At 58.7% G+C, this 17,057-nt stretch carries 14 protein-coding genes and 1 tRNA gene; 1 reads left to right on the top strand and 14 read right to left on the bottom strand.

All coding sequences use genetic code 11. The features are described from left to right. The 4 genes from BMZ42_RS18335 to rpsL all read right to left on the bottom strand — a co-directional run. On the bottom strand, positions 1 to 95 hold a 95-nt coding region (locus BMZ42_RS18335; RefSeq protein WP_244523315.1), incomplete at its 3' end, for a GTP-binding protein. Between the two features lie 64 nt (positions 96 to 159). After that, positions 160 to 2,250, bottom strand: a complete 2,091-nt coding sequence (fusA, locus tag BMZ42_RS17005; RefSeq protein ID WP_091524921.1) for an elongation factor G — start codon at positions 2,248 to 2,250, stop codon at positions 160 to 162. Between the two features lie 26 nt (positions 2,251 to 2,276). Further along, on the bottom strand, positions 2,277 to 2,747 hold the full coding sequence (rpsG, locus tag BMZ42_RS17000) for a 30S ribosomal protein S7 (RefSeq protein ID WP_091524918.1): 471 nt from the start codon (positions 2,745 to 2,747) through the stop codon (positions 2,277 to 2,279). A 59-nt stretch (positions 2,748 to 2,806) separates the two neighbouring features. After that, the gene (gene rpsL, locus BMZ42_RS16995) at positions 2,807 to 3,178 is read right to left on the bottom strand and encodes a 30S ribosomal protein S12 (RefSeq protein ID WP_024585419.1); all 372 of its coding nucleotides are present in this window, start codon (positions 3,176 to 3,178) and stop codon (positions 2,807 to 2,809) included. Positions 3,179 to 3,636: 458 nt separating this feature from the next. Between rpsL and BMZ42_RS16990 the strand changes: the two genes are divergently transcribed. Next, positions 3,637 to 3,918: a transcriptional regulator gene (locus BMZ42_RS16990; RefSeq protein ID WP_091524915.1), complete on the top strand. Its 282-nt coding sequence runs from the start codon at positions 3,637 to 3,639 to the stop codon at positions 3,916 to 3,918. A gap of 365 nt (positions 3,919 to 4,283) precedes the next feature. On the opposite strand, the gene rpoC is transcribed toward BMZ42_RS16990, so the two are convergent. From rpoC to BMZ42_RS16940, 10 genes are all read right to left on the bottom strand, one after another. Next, positions 4,284 to 8,483 (bottom strand): DNA-directed RNA polymerase subunit beta', encoded by a 4,200-nt coding sequence (rpoC, locus tag BMZ42_RS16985; protein ID WP_091524912.1) that lies wholly within the window; start codon positions 8,481 to 8,483, stop codon positions 4,284 to 4,286. Positions 8,484 to 8,609: 126 nt separating this feature from the next. After that, positions 8,610 to 12,743, bottom strand: coding sequence for a DNA-directed RNA polymerase subunit beta (rpoB, locus tag BMZ42_RS16980; RefSeq protein WP_091524911.1), 4,134 nt, complete (start codon positions 12,741 to 12,743; stop codon positions 8,610 to 8,612). 186 nt (positions 12,744 to 12,929) lie between these two features. Further along, positions 12,930 to 13,307 carry a 50S ribosomal protein L7/L12 gene (rplL, locus tag BMZ42_RS16975; protein WP_091524908.1) on the bottom strand — a complete coding sequence of 126 codons (378 nt, stop codon included), beginning with the start codon at positions 13,305 to 13,307 and terminating at the stop codon, positions 12,930 to 12,932. A gap of 54 nt (positions 13,308 to 13,361) precedes the next feature. Beyond that, on the bottom strand, positions 13,362 to 13,880 hold the full coding sequence (rplJ, locus tag BMZ42_RS16970; protein ID WP_091524906.1) for a 50S ribosomal protein L10: 519 nt from the start codon (positions 13,878 to 13,880) through the stop codon (positions 13,362 to 13,364). A 329-nt stretch (positions 13,881 to 14,209) separates the two neighbouring features. Next, entirely contained in the window at positions 14,210 to 14,911 is a 702-nt protein-coding gene (rplA, locus tag BMZ42_RS16965; RefSeq protein ID WP_091524904.1) for a 50S ribosomal protein L1, read from the bottom strand. A gap of 3 nt (positions 14,912 to 14,914) precedes the next feature. After that, on the bottom strand, positions 14,915 to 15,343 hold the full coding sequence (rplK, locus tag BMZ42_RS16960; RefSeq protein ID WP_091524902.1) for a 50S ribosomal protein L11: 429 nt from the start codon (positions 15,341 to 15,343) through the stop codon (positions 14,915 to 14,917). Positions 15,344 to 15,496: 153 nt separating this feature from the next. Then, positions 15,497 to 16,036 (bottom strand): transcription termination/antitermination protein NusG, encoded by a 540-nt coding sequence (gene nusG / locus BMZ42_RS16955; protein ID WP_091524900.1) that lies wholly within the window; start codon positions 16,034 to 16,036, stop codon positions 15,497 to 15,499. A 25-nt stretch (positions 16,037 to 16,061) separates the two neighbouring features. Further along, positions 16,062 to 16,265 carry a preprotein translocase subunit SecE gene (gene secE / locus BMZ42_RS16950; protein WP_091524898.1) on the bottom strand — a complete coding sequence of 68 codons (204 nt, stop codon included), beginning with the start codon at positions 16,263 to 16,265 and terminating at the stop codon, positions 16,062 to 16,064. 277 nt (positions 16,266 to 16,542) lie between these two features. After that, positions 16,543 to 16,618, bottom strand: a tRNA-Trp gene (locus tag BMZ42_RS16945). 344 nt (positions 16,619 to 16,962) lie between these two features. Then, positions 16,963 to 17,057, bottom strand: a 95-nt coding sequence (locus BMZ42_RS16940) for an EF-Tu C-terminal domain-related protein (protein WP_478209665.1), incomplete at its 5' end; no start/stop codon positions are given.

The raw sequence follows: 17,057 nt of genomic DNA, 5'->3' as shown, positions 1-17,057 counted from the left end.
ATCGCAGCCGTCGTCGACGTCTTGCCGTGGTCAACGTGACCAATCGTACCGATGTTCACATGCGGCTTGTTACGCTCAAATTTACCTTTGGCCATGTGACTTCTCCATTCCTTGTGTGCCCGGATGGGGCGCTATTACGACTTCGCGTCCGCTATCCGGTTACGCGTATTTCTTCTGGATTTCCTGAGCGACGGCGGTCGGAACAGGCTCGTAGTGGTCGAACTGCATGGTGTACTGGGCGCGGCCCTGTGACATCGAACGCAGCGTATCGACGTATTTGAACATGTTCGCAAGTGGAACCATCGCATTGACGACAACCGCAATGCCGCGTGCTTCCTGACCCTGGATCTGACCACGGCGACCGTTGATGTCACCAATGATGTTACCCACGTAGTCTTCCGGCGTCACAACTTCGACCTTCATGATCGGCTCGAGGAGCTGTGCACCAGCCTTCTGAGCGCCTTCACGGAAAGCCGCACGCGATGCGATCTCGAACGCCAGCACCGAGGAGTCGACGTCGTGGAATGCGCCGTCGATCAGCGTCGCCTTGACACCGAGCATCGGGAAGCCTGCGACCGGACCCGAAGTCAGAACGCTCTGGATGCCCTTCTGGACGCCCGGAATGTATTCCTTCGGAACGGCACCACCGACGATCTTCGACTCGAACAGGAAGTCTTCGCCTTCCGGGTTCGGCTCGAACACCAGCTTGACGCGGGCGAACTGACCCGTACCACCGGTCTGCTTCTTGTGGGTGTAGTCGATCTCGGCAGCACGCGTGATGGTTTCGCGGTAAGCAACCTGCGGCGCGCCGACATTTGCGTCTACCTTGAACTCACGACGCATACGGTCGACGAGAATGTCGAGGTGAAGCTCGCCCATACCGGCAATGATCGTCTGACCCGACTCTTCATCGGTCTTGACGCGGAATGACGGATCTTCAGCGGCCAGACGGTTGAGCGCAAGGCCCATCTTTTCCTGGTCGCCCTTGGTCTTCGGCTCGATCGCGATCTGAATGACCGGGTCCGGGAATTCCATGCGCTCGAGAATGACCGGCTTCAGCGGATCGCAAAGCGTGTCACCCGTGGTGGTCTCCTTGAGACCTGCCAGAGCGACGATGTCGCCTGCAAACGCTTCTTCGATGTCTTCACGGGAGTTCGAGTGCATCGCCAACATGCGGCCGATACGCTCGCGCTTGCCCTTGACGGTGTTCTCGAGCGAAATGCCCTTGGTCACCTTGCCGGAGTAGATGCGGCAGAACGTCAGCGAACCAACGAACGGGTCGTTCATGATCTTGAACGCCAGCATCGAAAGCGGCTCGTCATCCGACGACTTGCGCGTCATTTCCTCGTCGGTCTTCGGGTCGATACCCTTGATGTCCGGGACTTCGTTCGGAGCCGGCAGGAAGTCGACGACAGCGTCCAGAAGTGGCTGCACGCCCTTGTTCTTGAACGCCGTACCGCACAGAACCGGATGGAACTTGACCTCGATCGTGCCCTTGCGGATCAACGAACGCAGCTCGTCGTTGGACGGCATTTCGCCTTCGAGGTAACGCTCCATGGCGCCCTCGTCCATCTCGACAGCCGTCTCGATCATCTTTTCGCGGTACTCTTCGGCCTTCGCCTGGAGATCCGCCGGGATTTCACCGGTGATGAACTCTGCGCCTGCAACATCGGAAGCCCAGGTGATGGACTTCATCTCGATGAGGTCGATCACACCCTGGAATTCGTTCTCTGCACCGATCGGCAGCTGGATAGCCAGCGGCACGGCACCAAGACGCGACTTGATCATGTCGAGGCAGCGATAGAAATCGGCGCCGATCTTGTCCATCTTGTTGCAGAAGATCATGCGCGGGACATGATACTTCTCAGCCTGACGCCAAACGGTTTCCGTCTGCGGCTCAACACCGGCATTGGAGTCCAGCAGCGCAACCGCACCGTCGAGAACGCGCAGCGAACGCTCAACTTCAATGGTGAAGTCGACGTGACCTGGCGTGTCGATGATGTTGAAGCGGCGCTTCTTGCCGTCACGGCCAACCCAGAAGGTCGTCGTGGCAGCTGACGTGATCGTAATCCCGCGCTCCTGCTCCTGCTCCATCCAGTCCATGGTCGCTGCACCATCGTGCGTCTCGCCCATCTTGTGGTTCTTGCCGGTGTAATAAAGGATACGCTCGGTCGTCGTGGTCTTGCCGGCATCGATGTGAGCCATGATGCCGAAATTACGGTAGTCTTCGAGCTTATATTCGCGGGACATGATGCTGCCTCGTTCTCCGTTCGCCGTTACCAGCGATAATGCGCGAAGGCGCGGTTGGCTTCAGCCATCTTGTGCGTGTCTTCACGCTTCTTGACAGCCGTGCCACGATTGTTTGCTGCGTCGAGCAGCTCGCCCGAGAGACGGTCGACCATCGTGGTCTCGTTCCGCTTGCGCGCAGAGCTGATCAACCAGCGAATGGCCAATGCCTGGCGACGCTCAGGACGAACATCGACGGGAACCTGATAGGTTGCACCACCAACGCGACGCGAACGGACTTCCACGTGTGGAGCCACGTTGTCGAGCGCCTGATGGAACACCGTGATGGGCTCCTGCTTCGTCTTGGCCTGAACCTGATCAAGGGCACTGTAGACGATCGTCTCAGCGATCGACTTCTTGCCATCAAACATGATCGCATTCATGAACTTGGTGATCACGAGATCGCCGAACTTCGGGTCCGGATTGATCTCACGCTTTTCTGCACTATGGCGTCGGGACATATTCTCTGTCTCTCACGATCTTCAGCCAGGCACCCGGAAGAGCACCTGCGCCGGGAACCTTACTTCGGACGCTTCGCACCGTACTTGGAACGGCGCTGCTTGCGATTCTTCACACCCTGCGTATCGAGCACGCCACGGATGATGTGGTAACGGACACCCGGAAGGTCCTTCACGCGACCGCCGCGGATCATCACCACGGAGTGCTCCTGAAGGTTATGCCCCTCGCCCGGAATGTAGCCGATCACTTCGAAGCCGTTCACAAGGCGAATCTTCGCAACCTTGCGCAGAGCCGAGTTCGGCTTCTTAGGCGTCGTGGTGTACACGCGGGTGCAAACACCGCGCTTCTGTGGGTTGGCCTGCATGGCCGGAACTTTATTTCGCTTTACCGGCGCTATGCGCGGCTTGCGGATCAGCTGGTTGACGGTAGGCATCAAACCTTCCTTCTATATCAAAACCTGTGTCCAAAGCCCTTCACAGAGCCGTTTCCCGACTATTGTCGTACGGCAATTCGGGCCACAATCCGCCCTTGGCGGTGCTGCCCGAACAATACGCAGAGGAGGCGTTGCCGCTTCTTGCTAGCCGGAGATTTCTAGTCGTTCTAAAAACGAACCCTGTTTGAGGCGAACTCCAAGACGCGTCGTCTCGAAAGAACCGGCCTCACATCGGCTCAGACGATGCGGCTTCTACTAGCAAGAAGGGTTATCGTCAACCCCATCCACCATATATTGGCCCGAAAGGACCGTGCTAAGCCGCACAAACGCTGCCTTACGGCAGATTATTACGCGAATGCACCAAACAACGACACGAGGCATAACGCTCAATCCTGTCACCCATGAAATAATCATGGCAAGACCGACTCACAATAGGCGACTCGCAGGGAATCACGCAGATGAATGACAATGACCAAAAACCCGTGACAATTATCGTTGGCCGAGTCTGGCGCGTAAAAGGGGGGCCAAGCGAAGGTGTTCATGTTTTGCTCGTCGCGCCCGACGATGACACAGCCGTGCGAAATGCGCTCGAGGCGCTCGCGCGTGAAGGTTATGCGGAGGTCGAATTCGACCAAATCGGTGAATTGCAGGGCGCGCCCGATGATGAGCCACACCTGTCCGCCTGGCAGGGCGCGCTGGAGGGCGAAGTGTCGGTCGTCATGTTTGAAGAGCCTGCCTGAAAACGACAGATAAAAAACCACCTGACCAGGGGCCACCGGCCAGGTGGTTAAAAAAAGGTATGCGATCCCAATTGAACCACTACCATAGTAGGCCGAGCGCCCAATCGGGACGAACTCGGCAGATTCCTCTATAGCCCGTGCGTCGGCGGTTACCTACTCCCAAATGGGGATAGTCTTTCTTCCATTTCAAGCAATTCGGTTTATCGGCGGGGCAGCGGATAGCCTCGGGCATCATCTGCCCACCCTCTCTGATCTGATACGCCGCTGACAAGCCACCACCGTAGCGTTATCGCAGCACCCAACACACGAAAAAGGCCGCAGGAGCAATCCTGCGGCCTTTTTTTCATTGTCGGATGACAACCTGCTTATTCGGCAGGAGTCTTCGTCATGTCTGCAAGCATCGGGCTGGCCATCTCTGCACCAGAAGCCTTCCGACGCTCGTCGAGGATAAGATCATCCCGTGTCGTCGCAATGCGACGGATCTGCCTCATCTGTCCGCCCGTACCGGCCGGGATCAGACGTCCGACGATCACGTTTTCCTTCAGGCCCTGCAGCGTGTCCGTCTTGCCGGCCACAGCAGCTTCTGTGAGGACACGCGTGGTCTCCTGGAACGAAGCGGCCGAGATGAACGATGGGGTCTGCAGCGAGGCCTTGGTGATGCCCAGCAGGACCGGCTGGCCAACTGCAGGCTTCTTGCCCTCTTCGATCAGACGATCGTTGATCTCATCCAGTTCGATCACGTCAACGTGGTCGCCAGGGATGTAGGTCGAGTCGCCCTGCTCCGTGATTTCAACCTTCTGCAGCATCTGGCGAACGATCACCTCGATGTGCTTGTCGTTGATCATCACGCCCTGCAGTCGGTACACTTCCTGGATCTCGTTCACGAGGTAGGAAGCCAGAGCCTCCACGCCCTTGATTGCCAGAATGTCGTGCGGTGCCGGGTTGCCGTCGAGGATGTACTCGCCCTTCTCGATGGTGTCGCCTTCCTGCAGATGGAAAGGCTTGCCCTTCGGGATCAGGTACTCGGCTGCCTCAACCTGCTCGTCATGCGGCTCGATGATGATGCGGCGCTTGTTCTTGTAATCGCGACCGAAGCGGATCGTCCCATCGATTTCGGCGATGATCGCGTGATCCTTCGGACGGCGAGCTTCGAACAGTTCCGCAACGCGCGGCAGACCACCGGTAATGTCCTTGGTCTTGGCGCTTTCCATCGGCACACGGGCGATCACGTCACCCGGCTGAACGGTTGCATCCGGCTCAACCGAGAGGATTGCTTCAACCGACAACAGGAAGCGAGCGTCGCCACCCTTTGACAGTTTGTGCACCTTGCCCTTCTCGTCCATCACCGTGATGGCCGGCTTCAGGTCCGTACCGCGTGGCGTCGAACGCCAGTCGATGACCTCACGCTTGGTGATGCCGGTCGACTCGTCCGCAGTTTCCTGAACCGAGATGCCGTCGACGAGGTCTTCGAACACGACCTTGCCGCCAACTTCCGTGAGGATCGGACGGGTGTACGGATCCCATTCGGCGATACGCTGACCGCGCTTCACCTTGTCGCCGTCATCCACGAAGATGCGCGAACCATAGGTCACCCGGTGAACCGCACGTTCCTTGCCTGCCTCATCGAGGATGAGGACAGCCATGTTACGACCCATCACGACAAGGTTGCCGTCCGAGTTGCGAACCACGTTGCGGTTGCGGATCGACACCGTGCCTTCGTACGAGGCTTCGAGGAACGAAGAGTCAACGACCTGCGCTGTACCGCCCATGTGGAAGGTACGCATCGTGAGCTGGGTACCCGGCTCACCAATCGACTGAGCAGCGATGACGCCGACAGCTTCGCCCTGGTTGACCGGCGTACCGCGTGCAAGGTCACGGCCGTAGCAGACTGCGCAAACCCCCGTACGAACCTCACAGGTCAGTGCCGAGCGGATCTGTACGGTCTGGACTCCGGCAGCCTCAATCGCATCGATATCACGCTCATCCATCAGCGTGCCGGCCTTGACGATGACATCGCCCGAAACCGGGTGAAGTACATCGAGAAGTGCCGTGCGGCCGAGAATACGCGAGCCGAGCGATGCAACAACCTGCCCGGCATCCACGATCGGCTGCATGGTTAGGCCCCTCTCGGTGCCGCAATCGACCGCATTGACGATGCAATCCTGCGCCACGTCGACGAGACGACGGGTCAAGTAACCCGAGTTTGCCGTCTTCAACGCCGTATCAGCAAGGCCCTTACGAGCGCCGTGGGTGGAGTTGAAGTACTCAAGAACGGTCAGGCCTTCCTTGAAGTTCGAGATGATCGGCGTCTCGATGATTTCGCCCGAAGGCTTCGCCATCAGGCCGCGCATGCCGGCGAGCTGACGCATCTGCGTCGGCGAACCACGAGCACCCGAGTGCGACATCATGTAGATCGAGTTCATCGGCTTTTGACGGCCTTCGTCGTTGAACTCGACCGCCTTGATGCGTGCCATCATCTCGTCGGCGACCTTCTCCGAGCACTTGGCCCAGGCGTCGACGACCTTGTTGTACTTCTCGCCCTGAGTGATCAGGCCGTCATTGTACTGCTGCTCATATTCCTTCGCGAGCGCTTCCGTGTCCGCGACCAGCTTGGTCTTGGTGTCCGGAATGACCATGTCGTCCTTGCCGAAGGAAATACCCGCGCGGCAGGCATGCGAGAAGCCGAGCTGCATGATGCGGTCGCAGAAGATGACCGTCTCTTTCTGACCGCAGTGGCGGTAGACGGTGTCGATCATCTTGGAGATGTTCTTCTTGGTCATCTCCTGGTTGGCCGTCTCGAACGGGACGTTCGGGTTCTTCGGCAGCAATTCGCCGATGATCATGCGGCCCGGCGTCGTCTCATAGATCTTCGAGACAACGTTGCCGTCCGCATCGACGCCCTTGTAGCGGCCCTTGATCTTCGAGTGCAGCGTGACTGCCTTGGTCTCGAGAGCGTGGTGCAGTTCGCCCATGTCGGCGAATGCCATGCCCTGTCCCGGCTCGTTCTCATTGACGATCGAGAGGTAGTAGAGGCCAAGAACCATGTCCTGCGAAGGCACGATGATCGGCGCGCCCGAAGCAGGGTGCAGGATGTTGTTGGTCGACATCATCAGCACGCGCGCTTCCAGCTGCGCTTCGAGCGACAGCGGAACGTGAACTGCCATCTGGTCACCGTCGAAGTCGGCGTTAAATGCCGTACAGACGAGCGGATGCAGCTGGATTGCCTTGCCTTCGATCAGGACCGGCTCGAACGCCTGGATGCCAAGACGGTGCAGCGTAGGCGCACGGTTCAGAAGAACCGGGTGCTCACGGATGACCTCATCCAGGATATCCCAGACTTCCGGCTTTTCCTTTTCGACCAGCTTCTTCGCCTGCTTGACGGTCGAAGAGAAGCCCTTCGCGTCAAGGCGAGCGTAGATGAACGGCTTGAACAGCTCGAGCGCCATCTTCTTCGGCAGGCCGCACTGGTGCAGCTTCAGCTCCGGACCGGTCACGATAACCGAGCGACCCGAATAGTCGACGCGCTTGCCGAGCAGGTTCTGACGGAAACGACCCTGCTTGCCCTTGAGCATGTCAGAGAGCGACTTCAGCGGACGCTTGTTGGCGCCGGTGATCACGCGGCCACGGCGGCCGTTGTCGAACAGCGCATCAACCGCTTCCTGAAGCATGCGCTTCTCGTTGCGGATGATGATGCCGGGCGCACGCAACTCGATCAGCCGCTTGAGACGGTTGTTACGGTTGATCACGCGACGATACAGGTCGTTCAGGTCGGACGTCGCAAAGCGGCCGCCATCCAGCGGGACCAGCGGACGCAGGTCTGGCGGAATGACCGGAATGATCTTCATGATCATCCACTCGGGGCGGTTGCCCGACTCGATGAAGTTCTCGACCACTTTCAGGCGCTTGAGGAACTTCTTCTGCTTCAGCTCGGAGGTGGTCGAAGCCAGCTCGGTGCGCAGGTCGCCCGCGATCCGGTCCAGGTCCATCGACGAGAGCAGCTCGTGGATTGCCTCGGCACCGATCATCGCCGTGAACGAGTCTTCGCCGTATTCGTCAACGGCGATCATGTATTCTTCTTCGGACAGGAGCTGGTGCTCCTTGAGCGCGGTCAGGCCCGGCTCGGTCACGATGTAGTTTTCGAAATACAGGACGCGCTCAATATCCTTGAGCGTCATGTCGAGCAGCGTACCGATACGCGATGGTAGCGACTTCAGGAACCAGATATGCGCAACCGGCGCAGCCAGTTCGATATGGCCCATGCGCTCACGGCGAACGCGCGAAAGCGTGACTTCAACGCCGCACTTTTCGCAGATGACGCCCTTGTACTTCATGCGCTTGTACTTGCCGCACAGGCACTCGTAGTCCTTGATCGGTCCGAAAATACGCGCGCAGAAAAGACCGTCGCGTTCGGGCTTGAACGTACGGTAGTTGATCGTCTCCGGCTTCTTGATCTCGCCGAAAGACCAGGACTGAATCTTCTCCGGGCTGGCAAGCGAGATGCGGATCGAATCGAACGTCTGCGCAGGTACCTGCGAATTGAAGAGATTCATGACCTCTTGGTTCATGCTGTTCTCCTTGTGGGGATGCAAAGACATCCCTTGTCTGGAACATGGGCGAGACGCGGGCCGCATCCTCACCATCAATTGTGTACGTGCGCCGGAGGACCTCCTCGTCCCCCGGCGCACGCGCCATTACTCTGCAGCGTCGGCGATGTGTGGCGGCAACTCTTCGAGCGAGTTCTCGAGTTCGACATTGAGTCCGAGCGAGCGCATTTCCTTGACGAGAACGTTGAAGCTCTCCGGAATGCCGGCCTCGAACGTATCGTCTCCGCGGACGATCGCTTCGTAGACCTTCGTACGCCCGGCCACGTCGTCAGACTTGACCGTCAACATTTCCTGCAGCGTGTACGCTGCGCCGTAGGCTTCGAGTGCCCAGACTTCCATTTCACCGAAGCGCTGTCCACCGAACTGCGCCTTACCGCCCAGCGGCTGCTGGGTAACGAGCGAGTATGGTCCAATCGAACGCGCGTGGATCTTGTCATCCACGAGGTGGTGAAGCTTGAGCATATAGATATAGCCCATCGTCACCTGTCGATCGAACGGCTCACCAGTGCGGCCGTCATAGAGCGTCGACTGACCCGATGTCTCAAGGCCCGCCAGCGTGAGCATCTCGTTGATGTCCGCTTCGTTGGCACCGTCAAACACCGGTGTCGCAATCGACACACCGCGCGTCATCTGCTCGCCGAGACGAACGATGGACTCATCGTCGTAGTCTCGGACAGGCTCGTTGCGATCATTCGACGGAATGATTGCCTCGATCGTCTGACGCAGCGGCTCAATCTTGCCACCTTCGCGATAGGCGTCGATCAGTTCCCCGATCTTCCTGCCCATCCCGGCACAAGCCCAGCCCAGATGCGTTTCCAGAATCTGGCCCACGTTCATGCGCGACGGCACACCCAGAGGGTTGAGCACGATGTCGGCATGCGTGCCATCTTCCAGGAACGGCATGTCCTCGACGGCCACGATGCGCGAAACCACGCCCTTGTTGCCGTGACGGCCAGCCATCTTGTCGCCTGGCTGCATCTTGCGCTTCACAGCGACGAAGACCTTGACCATCTTCATGACGCCCGGAGGCATCTCGTCGCCGCGCTGGACCTTCTCGACCTTGTCCATGAAGCGCTGCTCGAGCGCCTTCTTGGAGTCGTCATACTGTCCACGCAGAGCTTCCAGCTCGCTCTGGACCTGCTCGTCCTCGACGGCAAACTGCCACCACTGCGAGCGCGGGAAGTCGACAAGCGCCTCACGGGTGAGGTCGCCGCCCTTCTTCCAGCCCTTCGGGCCAGCAATGACATCCTTGCCGGTCAGCATATCCGCCAGACGCGCATACACGTTACGGTCGAGGATTGCCTGCTCGTCGTCGCGGTCCTTGGCCAGACGCTCGATTTCCTCGCGCTCGATCGCCATGGCACGTTCGTCTTTCTCGACGCCGTGGCGGTTGAACACGCGGACTTCCACGACGGTGCCGTAGGCTCCTGGCGGCATGCGCATGGAGGTGTCACGGACGTCCGAAGCCTTCTCACCGAAGATCGCGCGCAGAAGCTTCTCTTCCGGCGTCATCGGGCTCTCGCCCTTCGGCGTGATCTTGCCGACGAGAATGTCGCCTGGCTGAACTTCAGCACCGATATAGGTGATGCCAGCTTCATCGAGGTTCTTCAGTGCTTCTTCCGAAACGTTCGGAATATCGCGGGTGATTTCCTCAGGCCCAAGCTTGGTGTCACGCGCCATGACCTCGAACTCCTCGATGTGAATCGAGGTGAAGACGTCGTCGGCAACGATCCGCTCGGACAGGAGGATGGAGTCCTCGTAGTTGTAGCCGTTCCACGGCATGAACGCGACAAGCACGTTACGGCCGAGAGCCAGATCACCGAGGTCGGTCGACGGACCGTCCGCGAGAATGTCGCCCTTGTTAACACGGTCGCCGACACGTACCAGCGGGCGCTGGTTGATGCAGGTCGATTGGTTCGAACGCTGGAACTTCATCAGACGATAGATATCGACACCGGACTTGCCGGGATCAAGGTCTTCCGTCGCACGAATAACGATACGCGTCGCGTCAACCTGGTCGACAACACCGCCACGGCGGGCACCGATTGCTGCCCCGGAGTCACGAGCCACGATCGGCTCCATGCCGGTGCCGACGAACGGAGCTTCGGCGCGCACGAGTGGCACGGCCTGACGCTGCATGTTCGAGCCCATGAGAGCGCGGTTGGCGTCGTCATTCTCAAGGAACGGAATGAGCGCTGCGGCAACCGAAACCAGCTGCTTGGGTGACACGTCCATGAGGTCGACGTTTTCGCGTGGCGCCATCATCACTTCGCCGCCATGACGGCAGATGACGAACTCATCCGTGAACGAGCCGTTGGTGTCGAGCTCTGCGTTCGCCTGTGCGACGTAGTGCTTGGCCTCTTCCATTGCGGACAGATAGACCACGTCGTGCGTCACCTTGCCGTCGATGATCTTCCGGTACGGGCTTTCGATGAAGCCGTACTTGTTGACCCGAGCGAAGGTTGCGAGCGAGTTGATCAGACCGATATTCGGACCTTCCGGGGTCTCGATCGGGCAGATACGACCATAGTGCGTTGGATGAACGTCACGAACTTCAAAGCCCGCACGCTCACGCGTCAGACCGCCAGGTCCAAGCGCCGAAAGACGACGCTTGTGCGTGATTTCCGACAGCGGGTTGGTCTGGTCCATGAACTGCGACAGCTGCGAGGAGCCGAAGAACTCACGCACCGCAGCAGCAGCCGGCTTGGCGTTGATCAGGTCCTGCGGCATGACGGTGTCGATCTCGATCGACGACATGCGCTCCTTGATCGCACGCTCCATGCGCAGCAGACCGACGCGGTACTGGTTCTCCATCAACTCACCGACCGAACGCACACGGCGGTTGCCGAGGTTGTCGATGTCGTCGATCTCGCCCTTGCCGTCGCGCAGGTCGACCAGCGTCTTGACCACGGCAAGGATGTCTTCCTTGCGCAGAACACGCACGGTGTCAGCAGCGTCCTGCTCGAGGCGCATGTTCATCTTCACGCGGCCAACAGCCGAAAGATCGTAGCGCTCTGGGTCGAAGAACAGCGAATTGAACATCGCTTCAGCGGTGTCGATTGTTGGCGGCTCGCCCGGACGCATCACCCGGTAGATGTCGAACAGCGCATCCTGACGGCTCTCGTTCTTGTCGACCGCGAGCGTATTGCGGATGTAGCCACCGACATTGACGTGGTCGATGTCGAGGATCTGGATTTCTTCCTGGCCGGAATCCTGCAGAACCTTCAGCGTCTTCTCGTCGATCTCGTCGCCAGCCTCGAGGAAGATCTCACCCGTGGCGTAGTTGACGATGTCTTCTGCAAGATAGGCGCCAAACAGATCATCATCGGTCGCCTTGATGGCCTTGAGGCCCTTTTCGGCGAGCTGTTTTGCCTGGCGTGCGGTGATCTTGCGACCTGCCTCGACCACGATTTCGCCGGTGTCGGCATCAACCAGATCGGTCACGGCCTTGAGGCCGCGGAAACGCTCGGCGTTGTACGGGATACGCCAGTGATCGCCAGCGTGCTTGTAGGTCAGCTTCTGGTAGAACGTCGACAGGATGTCTTCGCTGTCCATTCCCAGTGCCATCAGCAGGGACGTGACAGGGATCTTGCGGCGACGGTCAATACGTGCGTGGACAACGTCCTTGGAGTCGAACTCGATGTCGAGCCACGAGCCACGATAAGGGATCACGCGCGCGGCGAACAGGAGCTTGCCCGACGAGTGCGTCTTACCCTTGTCATGATCGAAGAACACACCCGGCGAGCGGTGCATCTGCGAGACGATCACGCGCTCGGTGCCGTTCACGATGAACGTACCGTTGGACGTCATGAGCGGCATGTCGCCCATGTAGACGTCCTGCTCCTTGATGTCCTTGATCGACTTTGCGCCGGTATCTTCGTCAATATCGAACACGATCAGACGCAGCGTCACCTTGAGTGGCGCTGCGAAAGTCAGGTCGCGCTGACGGCATTCATCCACGTCGAACTTCGGCGCTTCGAACTCGTACTTGACGAATTCGAGCATCGAAGCCCCGGAAAAATCGGAAATCGGGAACACCGACTTGAATACCGACTGCAATCCCTCGTCCGGACGACCGCCCTTCGGCTCGTCGACCATGAGGAACTGATCATAAGACGCCTTCTGAACCTCGATGAGGTTGGGCATCTCCGCAACTTCCGGAATCTTTCCGAAGAACTTGCGTACGCGCCTGCGACCATTGAACGTGTGGGTCTGGGCCATCGTCGCTCCTTGCTGCCTTCTGGCTTCGCACCATACTTGCCGACCGCGATTCGCGCGCGGTCAATCCAAAACGGGTAAAAACCCGTTTCCTAAAGGCCGCATTTCGGCCCTCAGGAAAGAGGTTTTTCCACAGTCCGGTTCGCCGGACCGGCGGATGGGAAATTCCCACCCGCCGAACCTGCGGAATTACTTGAGCTCGACCTTGGCGCCAGCTGCTTCCAGCGTAGCCTTGATCTTCTCAGCTTCGTCCTTGGCAATGCCTTCCTTGACAGCCTTAGGAGCGCCTTCGACCAGGTCCTTGGCTTCCTTGAGGCCCAGGCCGGTGATGCCGCGGACTTCCTTGATCACGTTGATCTTCTGAGCGCCGGCGTCGACGAGAACGACGTCAAACTCGGTCTTCTCTTCAGCAGCTTCAGCAGGAGCAGCGCCGCCAGCAGCAGCAGCCACAGCCACAGGAGCAGCAGCCGAAACGCCCCACTTCTCTTCCAGCATCTTCGACAGCTCAGCAGCTTCGAGAACGGTCAGAGCCGACAGGTCTTCAACGATCTTTGCGAGATCAGCCATTGTATTGTTCCTTTAAAGTTCGAACAGGTGTTGTGTTGTTGTTTTGAAACAGCCTTACGCTGCCTCGTCCTTCCGGGAATACGCGCCGAAAACGCGGGCAAGATTTCCTGCCGGTGCGTTTACAACTGCTGCGATCCGGGTTGCCGGCGTCTGAATCATGCCGACGATCTTGGCCCTGAGCTCGTCCAGCGATGGCATGGTGGCAAGAGCCTTCACACCTTCTGCATCGAGAACAGTCGAGCCCATTGCACCACCGAGAATGACAAGCTTGTCATTCGTCTTGGCGAATTCGGCTGCGATCTTTGGGGCCGCGACCGGATCCTCCGCATAGGCGATTACAGTCTGTCCTTTGAACAGGTCCTGCATGCCTTCGGAGTCCGTACCCTGAAGGGCGATAACGGCGAGGCGGTTTTTCGCGACCTTGACCGTACCACCCGCCGCGCGCATCTTTGAACGAAGATCGTTCATGTTCGCGACGGTGAGGCCGGCGTAGTGGGCCACGACGACCGAACCCGTGCTCTTGAACACGTCGTTCAGGCCGGTGACGAATTCGCGTTTTTCCGCTCTATCCACTGCCACTCTCCAGTTGACAACCGCTCTTGGCGAACGGCTGTCGGTTGCCTTTTGCCGTCCGGGAAGTTTTCGTAAAAACCGGCCCGAAACGACGGTCGAGGGTTCCTGTCCCCTTTCGTCCACCGAAACCGGCGAACGGACAAAAGGCCAACACGGTTCGAACGTACTTCAAGGCTTTCGCCTTCAATCTGTTCGCACCCGTCTCATGCAGGCTTTACGATTAAGACCGAACAAGCCAGTCACCTGCAATCTCGGACAGGAGACCGAAAGCGAACCAACGCTTCCGGTATCCGAATCCCGCGAACGGGATCCGGAATTCTTAAAGCAGCTTAAGCTGCCGTGACGCTTGCGACGTCGAGCTTCAGGCCTGGGCCCATGGTCGACGAAAGTGCAACGCGCTTGACGTAGTTGCCCTTCGCGCCCGTCGGCTTCGCCTTGATGACCGCGTCGGCAAATGCCTTCACGTTCTCTTCAAGGGCCTTGGCGTCAAACGACACCTTGCCAACGCCAGCGTGAATGATACCGGCCTTCTCGACACGGAACTCCACAGCGCCGCCCTTCGAAGCCTTGACGGCTCCGGCGACGTCCACGGTGACCGTTCCGACCTTCGGGTTCGGCATCATGCCACGCGGGCCGAGCACCTTACCGAGACGACCGACCAGCGGCATCATGTCAGGTGTGGCAATGCAGCGATCGAAGTTGATCTCGCCCTTCTGGACGATCTCGACCAGATCCTCTGCACCGACGATGTCTGCGCCGGCTGCCTTGGCTTCGTCAGCCTTGTCGCCACGTGCAAACACAGCCACGCGCACGGTACGACCGGTGCCGTTCGGCAGGTTGACCACGCCACGAACCATCTGGTCAGCGTGACGTGGGTCGACGCCGAGGTTCATCGAAACTTCGATGGTCTCGTCGAACTTGGCGCTGGCACGTTCCTTCAGAAGCGCAATCGCTTCTGCAAGATCGAACTGCTTGTCGAAATCGATACCTTCGCGCGTCTTTGCAACGCGCTTTGCGATCTTCTTAGCCATCTATCAGCCCACCACTTCCAGACCCATGGAGCGAGCGGAACCTTCCACCATGCGCATGGCGGCATCCACGTCGTTCGCGTTCAGATCCTTCATCTTCGCTTCTGCGATCTCGCGAACCTTGTCGCGGCTGATCGAACCAACCGAAGACTTGCCTGGCTCCTTCGAGCCGGACTTCAGTTCTGCGGCCTTCTTCAGGAAGTAGGTCACCGGCGGCGTCTTCATGACGAAGGTGAACGACTTGTCCTGATAGTAGGTGATGACGACCGGAGTCGGCTGACCCTTCTCAACATCCTGCGTAGCGGCGTTGAACGCCTTGCAGAATTCCATGATGTTGATGCCACGCTGACCAAGCGCAGGACCGATCGGGGGCGACGGAGTCGCTGAACCCGCGGCAACCTGCAGCTTGAGCTGGCCTGCAATTTTCTTAGCCATTGCTCTGCCTCTTTTCTTGCCGGACTATCCGGCGGTTGCAGTTGGTGGTCCGGAGTTTGTGCGACCGGCTAAAGCCGCCTCTCCTTCCACCCTTTCACGCAAAGCCGCATCAGCGACCCGCGACCCGACCCTTTACGGGTCAGGATTATCCGATCAGCCCTTTTCGACCTGACCGAACTCGAGATCGACAGGCACAGCGCGCCCGAAGATCGAAACTTCCACCTTGAGCCGCGAGCGCTCCTCATCGACTTCCTGCACGAAGCCATTGAAGGAGGCAAACGGACCATCGGAAACGCGAATCGCTTCACCGACCTCGAAGGTCACCGAAGGCTTCGGACGCTCAACACCCTCCTGCACCTGATGCAGAATGCGCAGCGCTTCAGATTCTGGAATCGGCACCGGCTTTGCAGTGCGCGGATCTTCACCGAGGAAGCCCGTCACACGCGGAGTGTTCTTCACCAGACTGATCACGGCATCAGTCAGATTGGCCTTCATCAGCACATAGCCCGGAAAGAACTTGCGCTCGGCATCAACCTTCTTGCCGCGACGAATCTCGACAACCTTCTCGGTCGGAACGACGACCTGCTCGATCAAGTCGCTCAGACCCTTCTGGCGAGCCTTGTTCTCAATATCTTCGGCAACCTTTTTCTCGAAATTCGAGTAGGCGTGGACGATGTACCACCGCGCGGTCATACTAAAATTCTCCGTAGTCGCCAGCTTAGCGCCCGATACCCAGAATCAGCTCAACCAAAAATGCGATCAACTGGTCGGAGGCGAAAAAAAACACAGCAGCGAGACAAGCGAACACAAGGACCATCAACGTGGAAATCATTGTCTCCCGCCGCGACGGCCATGTGACCTTGGAAGTCTCAGTACGCACCTGCTGCAAGAAAACGAATGGATTTGTGACCTTGGACGCCATCTACCGCTCTTCATTAAAGCCCCGCGGCACCAGCCGGAGACATAAGTCGAATACACGCAAAACCGCCATTGGCCGCTTTCCGCAAACCGCGCGAATCGCCAGCGTATTTTAGCCATGCAATCCAGGCACGCAAAGCCGAATCCCGGCCCCACGCACCTCGTGTTTGTTGGCACTACATAAAACCGATTGCCCGCCGTTGCAAGTGGCTATTGTGAAAGCTGTGGAGGAAGGCGTCGCAAGCAGGGTGTGGAAGACACAGGATGCTAGTCGAAACGACTGGCAGGGGCAGCAGGGCTCGAACCCGCGACCTGCGGTTTTGGAGACCGCCGCTCTACCAACTGAGCTATACCCCTGCACCGCTTGAGAGCGCGTCGTCTTCCTATGTGCTCTTTGCCAAAGACGCAAGAGCACAATCGCTTTTGCGGACCGTTCCGGCGCAATTTTCCCAAATAGAACGCCGCGCCGCTGGATTTCCACAGACTGCCGCAAGGTCACATCTGGCGTCAGCCATTCATGCCGCAGGCTCATTACACAAGATGGGAGTGACGGAGACAGGCGTCAAGGCGCGCGGCTTCAATCCCAGCCCGGAGCAATTCGTAACAGCTCCACGGAACTGCCAGCGTCGCATCGATTCGATTTGGACAAAATAAAACGGGCGGCCTAAGCCGCCCGTTCAGACAACAAGATTGCTGTCAGATTATGCAGTGATGCTTGCGACGATACCGGCGCCGACGGTGCGGCCGCCTTCACGGATAGCAAAGCGCAGCTTCTCTTCCATGGCGATCGGAACGA

The organism is Aquamicrobium aerolatum DSM 21857, assembly GCF_900113935.1.
Classification (GTDB): Bacteria; Pseudomonadota; Alphaproteobacteria; order Rhizobiales; family Rhizobiaceae; genus Aerobium; species Aerobium aerolatum.
This window is presented reverse-complemented; position numbering and strand designations above follow the sequence as displayed.

Excerpts from the sequence above, each read along its gene's own strand:
- fusA (WP_091524921.1), bottom strand. The coding sequence starts at position 2,250 with ATGTCCCGCGAATATAAGCTCGAAGACTACCGTAATTTCGGCATCATG.
- rpsG (WP_091524918.1), bottom strand. The coding sequence starts at position 2,747 with ATGTCCCGACGCCATAGTGCAGAAAAGCGTGAGATCAATCCGGACCCG.
- rpsL (WP_024585419.1), bottom strand. The coding sequence starts at position 3,178 with ATGCCTACCGTCAACCAGCTGATCCGCAAGCCGCGCATAGCGCCGGTA.
- BMZ42_RS16990 (WP_091524915.1), top strand. The coding sequence starts at position 3,637 with ATGAATGACAATGACCAAAAACCCGTGACAATTATCGTTGGCCGAGTC.
- rpoC (WP_091524912.1), bottom strand. The coding sequence starts at position 8,483 with ATGAACCAAGAGGTCATGAATCTCTTCAATTCGCAGGTACCTGCGCAG.
- rpoB (WP_091524911.1), bottom strand. The coding sequence starts at position 12,743 with ATGGCCCAGACCCACACGTTCAATGGTCGCAGGCGCGTACGCAAGTTC.
- rplL (WP_091524908.1), bottom strand. The coding sequence starts at position 13,307 with ATGGCTGATCTCGCAAAGATCGTTGAAGACCTGTCGGCTCTGACCGTT.
- rplA (WP_091524904.1), bottom strand. The coding sequence starts at position 14,911 with ATGGCTAAGAAGATCGCAAAGCGCGTTGCAAAGACGCGCGAAGGTATC.
- rplK (WP_091524902.1), bottom strand. The coding sequence starts at position 15,343 with ATGGCTAAGAAAATTGCAGGCCAGCTCAAGCTGCAGGTTGCCGCGGGT.
- nusG (WP_091524900.1), bottom strand. The coding sequence starts at position 16,036 with ATGACCGCGCGGTGGTACATCGTCCACGCCTACTCGAATTTCGAGAAA.
- secE (WP_091524898.1), bottom strand. The coding sequence starts at position 16,265 with ATGGCGTCCAAGGTCACAAATCCATTCGTTTTCTTGCAGCAGGTGCGT.